Consider the following 13,761-nt stretch of genomic DNA (forward strand, 5'->3'; position numbering starts at 1 on the left):
CTAACATCCGAAAAGTTAACCCCCCCTGAAACAAAAAAAGCCCTACCGAAGTAGGGCTTTGTGTAAACACACTATTATTTAAATAAACTATTAGCTATTTCGAACAGAAACAAACTCTGGGTAGGCTTCAATACCACAATCGTGTTGATCCATACCGTTTAGTTCTTCCTCTTCAGTTACTCGTATACCCATTGTTTTGTTAAGCACAGTCCAAACGATAAATGATGCTACAAATACAAAGGCAAGAATACACACTAAACCAATTAACTGATTAACAAAGCTTGCATCACCATTGGTTAGCGGTACTAACATAATACCTAATGCACCACACACACCGTGTACAGAGATAGCACCTACTGGATCGTCAATCTTAACTTTATCAAGTGCTATAATGCTAAACACAACTAATGAGCCACCAAGTAAACCTAGTAAACATGCCATTAATGGAGAAGGTGAAAGTGGGTCAGCAGTAATTACAACTAAACCTGCTAATGCACCGTTTAATACCATGGTTAAATCTGATTTGCCCCAAAGTATCTTACATACAAACAGTGCAGCAATAGCACCCATTGCAGCAGCTGCATTAGTATTAAGTAATATTTGACCTACCGCAGTTGCGTTTTCTTTATCCGAAAGTAGTAATTGAGAACCACCGTTAAAGCCAAACCAACCCATCCATAAAATAAATGTACCTAGTGTAGCAAGTGGTAAGTTTGAACCTGGAATTGGGTATATTTCACCGTTTTTACCATATTTTCCTTTACGAGCACCTAGGATTAGTACACCCGCTAGTGCAGCAGCTGCACCTGCGCCATGTACAATTGCAGAACCTGCAAAATCTACAAAGCCCATTTCAGATAAGAAACCACCACCCCATGTCCAGTAACCTTCAATAGGGTAAATAAAACCAGTTAGTACTACAGCAAAGCCAAGGAAAGCCCATAGCTTCATACGCTCAGCAACTGCACCCGATACAATCGACATAGCCGTTGCAACAAATACTACTTGGAAGAAAAAATCAGATTCTAAAGAATGGTCAGCATCAGCAGCTTGTGTGCCAATTAAAGCGCCTATTGAAGGAATAAAACCACCTTCGGCATTGTCTACATACATAATGTTGTAGCCAACTAATAAAAACATCGTACATGCAATTGAATACAGCGCGACATTTTTAGTTAAAATTTCAGCTGTGTTTTTAGAGCGAACTAAGCCCGCTTCTAACATGGCAAAACCTGCTGCCATCCACATTACTAATATACCTGATATTAAAAAATAGAAGGTATCGAGTGAAAACTTTAGTTCTATTATTGTATTTTCCATGAGACCCCCTTAAATTGCTTCTTCGTCAAGTTCGCCAGTACGGATACGAACAATTTGATCTAAGTCGTACACGAAAATTTTCCCGTCACCGATTTTACCTGTTGATGCAATTTTAGTAATTGCTTCAACAACGCGTTGACAATTTTCAGTACGAGTTGCAATTTCAAGTTTGATCTTAGGAATAAAATCTACTTGGTATTCTGCACCACGATATAACTCAGTATGACCTCGTTGACGTCCAAAACCTTTAACATCAACTACTGTCATCCCCTCAATTCCTAAATCAGCGAGTGCTTCACGCACGTCGTCTAATTTAAATGGTTTTATGATTGCACTAATCATTTTCATAGCGGCCCCCTCGGACTCTTTATTGTTATCCTGTTGGGTTAAACAATCCAACCTTTGTGCCACTATTTTTATATTTTTTAAAACAATAAGTTAGTGAAAAACAGAAACTAAATAACAAAAAAAACGCACCAATTAGGTGCGTTAATTTAACAAGTTATCTACATTGGTGCGTGCAATATATTAATTGCATGCTTAGCTTTATATAACAGAGCTATACCACGCAGTTTCTTCCTTGGTTTTTAGCTTCGTATAATGCTTTGTCAGCAACACGCATTGCCTGCGTCAAGCTAGTGTCTTGAAAGTCTGCCAAGCCTATACTTGTAGTAATTTTAATTGATTTATCGCTGATAGAAAAATCGTAACTAGCCAGCTTTTTTCTAAATGCTTCAAAGTATTCACGACCACGTTCAAGCTCTATCTCAGGTAATATTATGGCAAACTCTTCTCCACCAACCCGTGCAACTGTAAACTTTGAAAACGTAGTACGGATTAATGAACCAACCTGCTTTAAAGCCTGATCGCCACCCTCATGGCCTAATGTATCGTTAATATTTTTGAAAAAATCGATATCTAACAATGCGAGAGTATTTTTCTGGTTTTTACTTTTAAGGAGCTTTTCTGCATATTGATAAAAATAGCGTCGATTATGAAGCCCTGTTAAATGATCCCTATGCGCGCTTTCTTTAATATCTGAAATTAACGATAGTTGCTCCATTGTTTGAAGTACTCGACAATGAAACTCCTCATTCATAAATGGCTTTGTTAAAAAGTCATTGGCGCCATATTTAATAAATCGCGCTGATAGGCCATGTTTCCCCGCGCCCGACAAGCCAATAATTGCTAAGTCGTCTCGGCCTCTAAAGTTACGTACCGCTTTAACAAGTTCAAAGCCATCCATAGAAGGCATAGCGTAGTCGGTCATAAGTAGCTTTATATCAGGATTAGCTTTTAATATTTCGAGTGCTTGTTGTCCATCGTGGGCATCTGTCACATCAAACAATTGCTTTTCAAGCATTTGCTTCATTAACGAGCGGCTCAGTAATGAATCATCTGCTACTAATGCTTTACAACCTTGGTTTCTTAGCAATTGCGCAACGAGTTTAACGGCGTAATGGTAAGAGTCGCGATTATCTTTAATAACATAATCAACGACACCTAATTCAAGCATTTGTTGGCGCTTGTACTCATCTATTTTTGAGGTTAAAACAACCGTAGGAATCTTTTTAGATAAAGTATATTTTGCGACTTCACCGTGAGGAGCATCTGGCAAGGTTAAATCAACTAACGCAAGCGTGTAGTCGTATTTTTCTACGTAAGTGGCACATTCAGCTAAAGACCAAGCAAAATCGATTGCCACATCAAGGTATTGTGCAGTTAAGTGGCGAAGTACCTGCTGCACTACTTTACTGTCTTCAACCACTAATACTCTTTGCATAAAGCTTCTCTTTACCTTTAATTAGTTTTACCACAAAACGACAAATACCACGCAATTACTGCAATAGCATTAGTCATAAACATCCGGTGTAGAGTGCACTTATGTGCTTGAAAGCGTAATCCGTTAGATTTTTTGGTGATAGCCTGTATAAAAAATCAATACAAGTAGGCCGCAATATACCTGAATTTTGCAATTAACTAAATAAAGAAAGTAAATCCAAAATAACTATAAAAGCGATTAATACGTGCCTTTCAATGTATTAATACCTTACTTAACCAGTATTATCGGCCACTAGTCTCAATACTTTTGTTATTTAACTCATTTTTATCTTTAATGATGTATCAACAATAATAAGGACACCTAATGAAGCTTAGTCGTATTATCAGTTTACCGATAACCGTTATTGCATTAATAATTAGTACAAGCACGCTTGCCGATAACCAACGTCGTATTGATGTAGACAGCAAAGTAGTTACCCAACATAAGGCTAAAATTAATGGCCAGCGTTTTAGTTATACCGTAGCTACAGGCACACAACCTGTATGGGATGATAAAGGCGACGCGGTTGCTACACTACAATACACCTACTACACACGTGACAAAGTTGACGACAGGACAGCTCGCCCATTACTTATTTCATTTAATGGCGGGCCGGGTTCGGCTTCTGTATGGATGCATCTTGCTTATACTGGCCCTCGCGTATTAAAAATTGATGACGAAGGCTATCCAATTCAACCTTATGGCGTAAAAGACAACCCATATTCTGTACTTGATATTGCCGATATTGTTTACGTAAACCCGGTAAATACTGGCTATTCTCGCGTACTTGAAAACGAAAAAGGCGAACTGCCTTCCAAAGCAAAACAAAAAGAGTTATTTTTTGGTGTTAATGCCGATATTAAATACCTTGCTGAGTGGTTAAATACTTTTGTAAATAGAGCACAGCGCTGGCGCTCGCCTAAATTTTTAATTGGTGAAAGCTACGGTACAACACGTGTATCTGGACTCGCTCATGAGCTTCAAAACAGTCAGTGGATGTACATAAACGGTGTTGTTCTCGTATCACCTACTGACATTGGTATTAAGCGCGACGGCCCGATTAAAGCCGCTAACCGCCTACCTTACTTTGCAGCGACTGCTTGGTATCACAAAGCACTTAACGCCGATTTACAAGCTAAAGATCTTGATGAGTTATTACCTGAAGTTGAAGAGTTTACTGTAAATGAGTTAATCCCTGCGCTTGCTAAAGGTGGCTTTATTAATGCTGATGAGAAGCGACGCATAATTACAAAAATGGCGCACTACGCAGGCTTATCAGAAAAGTTTGTTGAACAAAATAACTTAGATATTCCAACTCAGTTTTTCTGGAAAGAGCTACTACGTGAACGTGGTAAAACTGTAGGCCGCTTAGATTCTCGTTATTTAGGAATAGATAAACGAAGCGCAGGTGAATCCCCAGACTACTGGGCTGAACTTACCTCTTGGTTACACTCTTTCACTCCTGCAATTAATCACTACTTGCGTGAAGAGCTAAACTATAAAACGGATGTAAAATATAATTTATTTGGTAATGTTCACCCATGGGATAGAACCGGTAATAATACAGGCGAAAACCTACGTTTAGCAATGGCACAAAACCCTTACTTAAACGTGATGATCCAATCAGGATACTTTGATGGCGCAACCAATTACTTTGACGCTAAATATACGTTATGGCAATTAGACCCAAGCGGTAAAATGAAAGACCGTTTGAGCTTTAAAGGCTACAGAAGCGGACACATGATGTACCTTCGCCACGCTGATTTAGAAAGCTCTAATAACGATTTACGTGACTTTATACAGCACGCTTTACCCAAAAAAGGGCAAGCGGCTAGATACTAATATACCTAAAACAAAAAATGGCTCTTTAAGAGCCATTTTTTATGTGCGTTTTTCATATCGTAAACAATAGCTTTTAAGTTGTGTGACTACATCGTTAAAGCGCTCTTCCAGCTGCTGTATATATTCATTTTTAACTGTTTCGTTTTCTGCCTGTGTTTCTATCTGCTGGCATATATTTGCCAACTCAATAGCCCCAACAGACTTTGAAGACGACTTTAATGCATGAGCCTGAAAAGCTAAATCAACATAGTTTTTACTTTTAGCATACGCGTTAGCTAATTTAATTTGCTCCCCTGCTGTTTGTAAAAACGCATTAAATACCATGCAATGTACGCTAGGATCATCACCAAGCATTGCTTTTAGTAGCGTAATATCTAATTGATCAAAACTATCTGAAGCTATATTTTCACCATCTGATTTTTCTGAACGTGTATTGACCATAGTTTGAGAATGCTCCATCAATAACGACTTTAATTTAACAAGCTCAATAGGCTTTGTTAAAAAGCCATTCATTCCACAACTATAGCAATTATCTATGTTGTTTTTGGTAATGTTGGCCGTAATTGCAATTATAATCAGTTCATCAAAATGAGTGTTTTCTCGTATTTTTTTGGCTAACCCTAACCCATCGAGTAAGGGCATTTGAATGTCGGTTAGTAAAATATCAAAGCGTTTATTTTGTATGGCCTCCCAAGCTTGCTCACCGTTACTTACAAAAGTAGAGCACACTCCAAGCATAGTTAATTGCTGTTTTAACACTTGCTGATTTGTAACTTGATCTTCTGCCACTAAAACCTCAAGCGTAGGAAGCGTTACCGCATTTAAGCTTTGCTGTGTTATTTGAGGGGCTTGAACTTGTGCTGGCAAGTCAGTTTGATCAAAACTGTTAAAGTTTAGCGTAAAACAAGAACCTTTGTGCTGCTCGCTTTGTGCGCTCAAAGACCCTTGCATACGCTCTACCAGCTGCTTAGTTATCACTAAACCAATACCGGTTCCATTTACTTTACTAGTTTCAGCGCCTAAGCGGTCAAAAGGTTTAAATAGGCGAGAAATGTCATCTGGAGAAAATCCGCATCCGGTATCTATTACATCTATTTCGCATTGTTTATTACTTAACACCCGACAATTAATATTAATGCTGCCATTTAGTTTGTTGTATTTAATCGCATTTGAAAGCAAGTTAAGCATCACTTGTTTAAAGCGGCGCTGATCAATATAAATACTCAACCCTTCTAAGGACTCAAAACCATGAGTTTGCAGTGTTATTGATTGCCCTTTAATTAGCTCAGTGACAAGCTCTACTGACTCTTCTAATATGCTTTTAATAGGCACATAAGAAAAACTAAACTGCATATTACCCGACTCAATAGCTGTTAAATCAAGCACATCGTCTATGAGTAATAGTAAATGCTCTCCAGCTTGATAAATGCTTTTCGCGTTTTCTTTTTGTACTTTATTAGCACTCTCATCATATCCATACAGCTGGGCTAAGCCTAAAATTGCATTTAATGGAGTTCTTAATTCGTGGCTCATACTGGCCATAAAATCTGACTTTGCTTTACTTGCAGACTCAGCTTGAATTCGTAATGCATTTAATTTTTGATGGTTATTCGCAACCTCATCAACCATATTATTAAATGCATTTATTACACTGCCCACTTCATTTTGTTGTTGTTTATCTATATGGCAATCAAAGTCGCCTTTGGCTAAACGTGAAAACCCAAGTTTTAGCGTCCTCAAAGGCGATGTAACCCTGTAATCCACCAGCCAAGCTAAACCTATAAAAACGATAACTAAAATAATAAATTGTATATATATTAAGGTGTAATGAAGTTTTGAAGATTCGTTAATTTCATTCGTAAAATTAACAACCAAGCTAATATTAGCCAGCGGTTTGTCTAAAAATACCACCTGTTGAGATAACAGCATGTCGCCGTTTTCATTTGCTCCAACCCAATTCTCAAGCGGATACAATTGGTTTTTTGAATCAACGTCAACAATTTTAATACTTTTCCAATTAGGGCGAGTTTGAAGTTGACTGTCTATTTCTTCATATAGCTCTGCATATTGCCTAGTTAACAACGGAGTCGTTATAGAAGTCGATAACTGCGCTAAAGAACGCTGAGCAGCCTTTGAAAGGCCATCGTTTACCCAACGCGCTTGTTCAGGTAATGCGTAAAACATAAAAAGACATGCCATAAGCAAGCCACAAAGCAATACAACAATAAAGCTTTGCGCCCTTAAACTACGAAACCCTCTAATTTTCAACATAAAATGAGCGCAAGCCCCACTGAGTTAACTGCTGATACTCTGCTAAAGTTGCAATACTAGGTTTAATAATTGGGATACCTGCAAGTAAATGTTTATGCTCTGGGCTTTGCCCTATATCTAAAATAGCTTGTTGCACTTTTAACTGTATTGCAGGATCAACCCTTGGATGGGCTACAATTGGGTGGCGACTAATTTCACGCGTTTTATAAAGAATTTTGAGTTTATTTTGTAAGCTTTCTGGTTGTTGTTTAAATGTGCCCATTACACCACCGCCCGCCATTGTTGAGTGCAGTGCTACATTTAAATATACCGATGGATGAGTTTGGACATATACAGGCTTTATTGTTAGCCCGTATAACAATGCTAAATCAGCTCTCATTAATAATGACGCACCTAATGCGTTAGGTGCAGGGAATGCTATTTCAGCGCCCTCTAGTTGGCTTAAATTATCAATATCACTGTCTTTGTTTACGAGCAAAATACCTTGCAGCTTTCGCCCTGCATCTTTTATTAATGGTAAATATCCCTGTTTTTCGTATGCTACAACACTATGCCATGGGTTCATGTATGCAAAGTCGTACTCGCCATTAGCAAAGGCTTTTTCAAATACAGGAATAGACTCAACTGTAATTAGCTTTATTGTTATTCCCGTTTGCTTACTTACTTGCTTTAACAAAGGTTGCCAAATAGTATTTAGCTTTTGCGGCTCGTATTGCGGCACTACACCAAAGGTATATTCTTGAGCTAATAAGAATGAGCTGTGTATCAAACATAATATAGCCACTAAATACTTCATCAATTCTCCAAATAATAGCGTGTCATTATTGCTTAAGCGTAGTTAAAGACTACTCAACACACCATTAAATTATTATATATTCGATATTTAGCATTGACCTGCTTTGATTACAGGTAGTTTTGGAGTGTATTTTTTATCTGTGAGCATATGATGCAAGTTCATAAATGTGATGTAAGTACTTTTCAATCCGACCTTATTGCTTAGCCAAGTAGGTATTGCCCCATCAGGCAAAGCATATACTTGGTACTCAATATCAAGGCGGCCTTTGTCCTCACTCAGCAGCCAGCGTGCATTTAAAGTAGTAATTCTTATAACGCCATTGTTTTTGGGCTGCTTATTAGGGCGAGCCTTAATAAGCAATTGGCTTTTATTTGCAGTCAACTGTGAATAACAAGAATAAGTAATGCTATCTCTATCTCTAACAGGCCAAGGAGAATTAAAATAACTGTACACTAAATTTTCTGATGGGCTTATGTGCTTAATAACCTTTACCTGAGATATATTTTCGAGCCATTGGGGTGCGGCATCGGTATCACTAAGTAATTCTAAAAACTCATTGGTGGATACGCCTTTCACGCTCATCTGCGCTTTTACTTCAAAGGTATTATCACTGTGGCTTTGATAATACACACTTACGCCATTTTTGTTTTTATACAAATGCCATATGGGCTCAGCGTAAGTGTTAAAACTAACTAATAAAAAAATAACGAATAAACACTTTTGCAACTGAATTTTATTACAAAAGCGCATCATTTATTTTTGCCAGTAAGGTTCTATGTCAAGTGAAGCAAGGCGACTTTGCTCCATGGCACTGACCAAATATTCAGACTTTTGTTCAAGCCATGACTGGATTTTAGCAAGCTGTTCGTCCTCTTGCCCTGCACATAATTGCTTTAAATACTCAAGCGTACTTAATTCATAAATACCATGAGAAATATCAAGCCAAGGCAATCTAAACTCTAGGCGTTCTTCTTTATCAAATAACGATCCTAAACAGTTACCGCTCAGTAGGCTATTTTCAAGCTGAGTTCGTAGGTTTAAATACGAAGCGACATCGAGTGTTTGCTCCTTTGGAAGCAACTCGTGCAGGTTTTTCCAGTCTTTATTGAAAAGCCTATTGGCAATAGACGACACATTTTGCTCAGCCGCTTGAAGCTCTGCTTGCCCCCAGTCTTTACGCCATTGCTTATCGATTAACCAGGTAGTTAACGATAGTAATAAACGATTATAACGTGCGCTGTGAAACAGTGCATTTATATCGTCAATGCTTGGCTGTAACTCTTTTAAGTCTCCAATGACTTGAGCAAGTGCTGGCGCCGCATTAATTTTTTTATAAAAAGCATGGCGTTTAGACGTGTACGTTTTTAATTGAATCGCGTTTTCTACCCACGCTAATTCACTTAATAACCATTTAAGTTCGGTACGTAAGTGCTCTGTACTTTCTTTAGATACTATATCGTCGTATAGCCAAAAAGTATGGCGGATTAAACTGATGCCGTCAGTTACGCGTTTAAGTGTTTTTAAACTTGGCTTATCGAAATAGCATTGCTCGTGCTTTTGTACAAAGCGAATGCCAAAGTTCATGGCTTCAACTAAAGCACACTCTTGAGTAGTCGACTTTGGTAATTGTACAAAACCAATAGATTTGCTTGGCATTAAAGGTTTTTCATCAGCAAGTCGATAACCACGCGCGGCCTTAGAATACAAACCTAAGCGTATGCAGTTTTGGCTAACTAGTATATCTGCAAATGCAAACAGCTCATTACGACTGCCCTCAACTAGCTCAATTTCTAGCTCGCTAATAATTTCAATTTTACCCGAAGCCGCAATTTCACCTTTATCGAGTACGACTTCAATTTTAGCGCCACTTTCGGTTTCAATTAACCAAGTACGACGAATGAAGTTAGTACTAAATATTGGATACAGGTTTTTTGAGATGGCGCTTATTTGCATGCCATGAGGCCAAATATCAGCATCAAACGCCATTAAATTAGGGCGGCTTGATTCAATTGGTAAATTGTACTCTGGACGTTGGTGTAAACCACCTACCACTTCACCTGCAAGCTTTATAGTTTGCTCGCATTCGCTGTCAGAACAACGCGTTCGAAAGCCTATATCAAGCGCTCTAAGCTCTCTGCTTGGCGTATCGTAGTATGCATTTTGTAAGCTGCGAGACGGTTTATTCTTCACCGTTTTTGCAAATTGAGTAATTAACGAGGGGATCAGTGGAATAACGGCATCTGATACCAAAAATTTCAGTTCTATCTCAGTATCCATTCGGTTTGCGGATTACCTTTAAAATAAATAAGTGCTCAAAATAAACAAAGCGCCTTAACAATGCAAATTTTTTAACCTTATTTTAGGGCTTGATGACCTTTGCGGATTAAAATTCGTTCTATCTAGGAGCAATTTAATCACAGCGTGAGGCTTGTAACCTAGTGGACTCGATAACTACTCCTGCGTTACCGTACTGGGTTACAATATCAGTCTTGCTATTGATCTATTTAATCCATACTATCTAACTACTTATGTGAAATAAAAATCACGTTCATAACGGACGCAGTTAGATCAACAAGGTAGATAAATGCTAAAACATTGTTTATTAGGGCTACTTTTAACAGCCACCACATTCATGAGTTATGCACAAGAAGCACAACCTGCAAATTCAACGAATGCAAACACCGCTTATATTATCGATAATCTATACACTTTTATGCGCTCTGGGGCGAGTAAAAATTATCGACTACTCGGCTCTGTAGATGCTGGAACAAAGTTAACCTTGTTATCAAATGAAGAAAACGGCTTTATAAAAATTAAAGATGATAAAGACCGCGAAGGCTGGATAGAAACTAAGTTTATTACTAAAACAGCGGGCTTACACCAACAGTACAAAACACTAAGTAGCGAAATGAGCACTATGCAAGAAAAACTACGCCAAGCTCAAATAGAACTTCCACAGCTACAAGAACAAAACCAAACTTTAACAGATCAAAATCTGCAGTTATCTGCTCAAATTACTAAGCTTAAAACAACGCTAGAGCAAGAGCGCACTCAAAAAGAAGCTGCTAGCTCAAAAGAGAAACGCCAGCTACTTACTTACGGTGGTGCTATTGCGTTTTTAGGCCTGTTTTTAGGTATTATATTAACGATAGTGCTGTCACGTCGTAAGCGCTACGAAGGTTGGGCGTAAAGCTCCATCCAACTAAATACAAAAAAGCCGCTTTACAGCGGCTTTTTATTCTCTGTATTTTCATGCAGTTCGAGTTTTGGTGCACTCATACCTTTGAGCAACCGACCAAATATATCAGCGCCGGTAATAATGCGTTTCACATCGCTCCACACTAATACCACATCGTGATCAATGGCCCCATCAAACGATTTATCTAAAGAATGATTAGCCCGTATTTTTAAAATCACTTCACTTAAACGCATCGCTTCATCAGCAACAATTATAGGTCTGTGACAATAGTGATAAGGGTCAAACGTATCTGGCTCAAATAACGCTGATCTTAAAAAGCCGTCAGCATCTACCACTAATAAAGGCCAACCGTCTTCATTGGTAATGATCACCCAGTTATAACCTGACTTATGTAGTTTGCGTAAAAACTCATTATCAGTTGTTAATGTAAGGTCTGGGAAAATAGGCAAATCAAGCTTAGTAGGCAAAGCAATAATCGAGTCTGGATCAATTACCTCACCCTCTTTGGTTACGCTTATTTCATCTAAGCTAAAAAAGTTAAGCGCGCCTATTCCCTCAACGTGTTGAACATCAGCTTCTTCAGCCTCTATGTGTTTGCGAATAATACCCCTGAGCTCACTTTCAGCAAAGTACGTAATCCCCTCTTTACCTAACCATGCATCGAGAATTAAAGCAGTTGGCTTAGCAACTATATAAAACAGAATCTGATAAAACTTAATTAACGGCGAAAGTAGGCTCGCCATTTTTAACGCATTACGCGAAAAATAAGCCTGTGGTGTTATTTCACCAATAATAGTAATTGCGATAGTTGAGAATAAAAACGAACTTGCGCCCATTAATACCGAATCAGAAAGTAGTGTAAGTAGTACGTTAATACCTACGTTACCCCACAAAATAGTCGATAATAAAAAGTTAGAGTCGTTTCGAAGGGCCATGACTTTTATGGCCGCCTCGTTCCCTTTTGCACTTTCCATTTCAAGCTGAAGCCTACTTAGTGAAAAAAACGCTAAGTTTAAGCCCGAAAATATTGCCGATTGTGAAATACACAAAGCAATTGCACACCAAATCATGACTTCAAAGGTCATTGTATTTTCCTGTTAGTAATACCAATTCACTTAATTAAGCGAATTGGTATAAGGCTTATAAAAGCAATAAACTGCCTAAACCTAAAAAGGTAACAAACCCAACAATATCGGTAACGGTAGTTAAAATTACCGAACCAGATAACGCAGGATCAATTTTCATTTTGTCTAAAATAGACGGAATAACAACACCCGCTAGTGACGCAGCGACTAAATTCAATAATATGGCTACCGTAATCGTAATACTGAGCATTAAATCGTTAAACCATAAGAAGGTAAGCAGACCTATTACAAACGCCCATACCAAGCCATTTACAGCGCCAACACGTAGCTCTTTTTTAAGTAACGCATTGCGGTTTGAATCTGTAACCTGTCCAAGCGCTAAACCTCGCACAATAACGGTTAATGTTTGACTACCTGCAATTCCCCCCATAGAAGCGACCACTGGCATTAATACCGCTAGTGCTACAACTTGTTCTATCGTTGCGCCAAATAAACCGATAAACCACGACGCTAAAAAGGCAGTAGCTAAATTAATACCTAACCATATGCCACGGTTTTTAGCACTTTTTCGCACACTTGCGAACAGGTCTTCGTCTTCACGTAAACCACCGGCTTTAGCGGCTGCTTCATCAGCAATTTCTTGTCGTAATTCATAAGCAGAGGCAATGGTTAATCGCCCAAGTAATTTGTTATCAACATTAACCACTGGCAGTGCCATTTTTTCACTGTGGATCACCACTTCTGCCGCTTCATATAAATCATCATCAGCATGGAGCGATGAAAAGTCATGATTTGCCAATGTCATTAAGTTATCGGTGTCGCTGGCTTTTATTAAATCATTTACCGCAACCTCACCTATTAAACTACCCTTGCGGCTTACTAAATAAATAACTTCACTGTATTGCGGTAAACCTTTGTGTAGCAATTTTTTAGCACCACCGGCTGTTAGCTTCTCCGATACTTTTAAAAAGTCAAAACCTAACCAGTGACCTAATTGCTCTGGCGGGTATTGCTGCGCTAAATCATATTGTTTGGTTTGCGCTTCATCGAGTTGCTTTTTTGCATACTCAACAAATCGCTCTGGTATAACTTCTTCAAGTTCCAGTAGCTCTTCTACATTAACTTCATCAAGAAGTTTAAAAGCCTCAGTGTCTTCTAGCGTTTGTAGCAACCACAAACAACTATCTTCACTTAAATTAACAAAAATTTCGTGTTGCGTGTCTTCATCAAGCAACTGCCAAATTTCAAGTCGTTGCTCTTTTGGTATCGCCTCAAAAAGTAATGACAGGTGCTCTGTTGAAAGCGTTAACTGCGCATCTGCTAATAATTTATTTTTGCGTTCTGTTGTATCGCATTGCAATAAATCATTTATGAGCTGTGGAAGTTGGTCTACCGGATACTCAATCATCTTAAAACCTTAAAATTT

Annotated in this window: 11 protein-coding genes; 2 read left to right on the forward strand and 9 right to left on the reverse strand. The window is 38.4% G+C overall.

Going from position 1 to position 13,761, the window contains the following annotated elements; genetic code table 11:
* Positions 1–90: 90 nt before the first annotated feature.
* The 3 genes from H5089_RS11735 to H5089_RS11745 all read right to left on the reverse strand — a co-directional run bounded on the left by H5089_RS11735 (position 91) and on the right by H5089_RS11745 (position 3,103).
* A complete protein-coding gene (locus H5089_RS11735) occupies positions 91–1,320 on the reverse strand; it encodes an ammonium transporter (RefSeq protein ID WP_024596272.1) in 1,230 nt (409 codons plus the stop codon).
* A gap of 9 nt (positions 1,321–1,329) precedes the next feature.
* On the reverse strand, positions 1,330–1,668 hold the full coding sequence (locus H5089_RS11740; protein ID WP_004587162.1) for a P-II family nitrogen regulator: 339 nt from the start codon (positions 1,666–1,668) through the stop codon (positions 1,330–1,332).
* A 211-nt stretch (positions 1,669–1,879) separates the two neighbouring features.
* On the reverse strand, positions 1,880–3,103 hold the full coding sequence (locus tag H5089_RS11745; RefSeq protein WP_002958922.1) for a diguanylate cyclase domain-containing protein: 1,224 nt from the start codon (positions 3,101–3,103) through the stop codon (positions 1,880–1,882).
* 363 nt (positions 3,104–3,466) lie between these two features.
* Here H5089_RS11745 and H5089_RS11750 point away from each other — a divergent pair, with 363 nt between their 5' ends.
* Positions 3,467–4,984, forward strand: a complete 1,518-nt coding sequence (locus tag H5089_RS11750; RefSeq protein ID WP_182712251.1) for a S10 family peptidase — start codon at positions 3,467–3,469, stop codon at positions 4,982–4,984.
* A 39-nt stretch (positions 4,985–5,023) separates the two neighbouring features.
* On the opposite strand, the gene H5089_RS11755 is transcribed toward H5089_RS11750, so the two are convergent.
* From H5089_RS11755 to H5089_RS11770, 4 genes are all read right to left on the reverse strand, one after another.
* Complete coding sequence (locus H5089_RS11755; RefSeq protein ID WP_182712252.1) at positions 5,024–7,255, reverse strand: ATP-binding protein; 2,232 nt, start codon at positions 7,253–7,255, stop codon at positions 5,024–5,026.
* Positions 7,242–8,051, reverse strand: coding sequence for a phosphate/phosphite/phosphonate ABC transporter substrate-binding protein (locus H5089_RS11760; RefSeq protein ID WP_024596275.1), 810 nt, complete (start codon positions 8,049–8,051; stop codon positions 7,242–7,244). The genes H5089_RS11755 and H5089_RS11760 overlap by 14 nt, the downstream gene beginning before the upstream one ends.
* A gap of 87 nt (positions 8,052–8,138) precedes the next feature.
* Positions 8,139–8,804: an START domain-containing protein gene (locus H5089_RS11765; protein WP_154903669.1), complete on the reverse strand. Its 666-nt coding sequence runs from the start codon at positions 8,802–8,804 to the stop codon at positions 8,139–8,141.
* Positions 8,805–10,328, reverse strand: a complete 1,524-nt coding sequence (locus H5089_RS11770) for a CYTH and CHAD domain-containing protein (RefSeq protein WP_182712253.1) — start codon at positions 10,326–10,328, stop codon at positions 8,805–8,807.
* A gap of 307 nt (positions 10,329–10,635) precedes the next feature.
* On the opposite strand from H5089_RS11770, the gene H5089_RS11775 reads away from it, so the two are divergent.
* Positions 10,636–11,241 carry a TIGR04211 family SH3 domain-containing protein gene (locus H5089_RS11775; protein WP_002958928.1) on the forward strand — a complete coding sequence of 202 codons (606 nt, stop codon included), beginning with the start codon at positions 10,636–10,638 and terminating at the stop codon, positions 11,239–11,241.
* Positions 11,242–11,273: 32 nt separating this feature from the next.
* Here the strand turns inward: H5089_RS11775 and H5089_RS11780 are convergent, their stop codons facing one another.
* Entirely contained in the window at positions 11,274–12,335 is a 1,062-nt protein-coding gene (locus H5089_RS11780) for a DUF21 domain-containing protein (protein WP_024598984.1), read from the reverse strand.
* 55 nt (positions 12,336–12,390) lie between these two features.
* Positions 12,391–13,743, reverse strand: coding sequence for a magnesium transporter (locus H5089_RS11785; protein ID WP_165724231.1), 1,353 nt, complete (start codon positions 13,741–13,743; stop codon positions 12,391–12,393).
* Between the last annotated feature and the right edge of the window lie 18 nt (positions 13,744–13,761).

It is taken from the genome of Pseudoalteromonas sp. SR45-1 (assembly GCF_014163655.1).
Taxonomy (GTDB): Bacteria; Pseudomonadota; Gammaproteobacteria; order Enterobacterales; family Alteromonadaceae; genus Pseudoalteromonas; species Pseudoalteromonas distincta.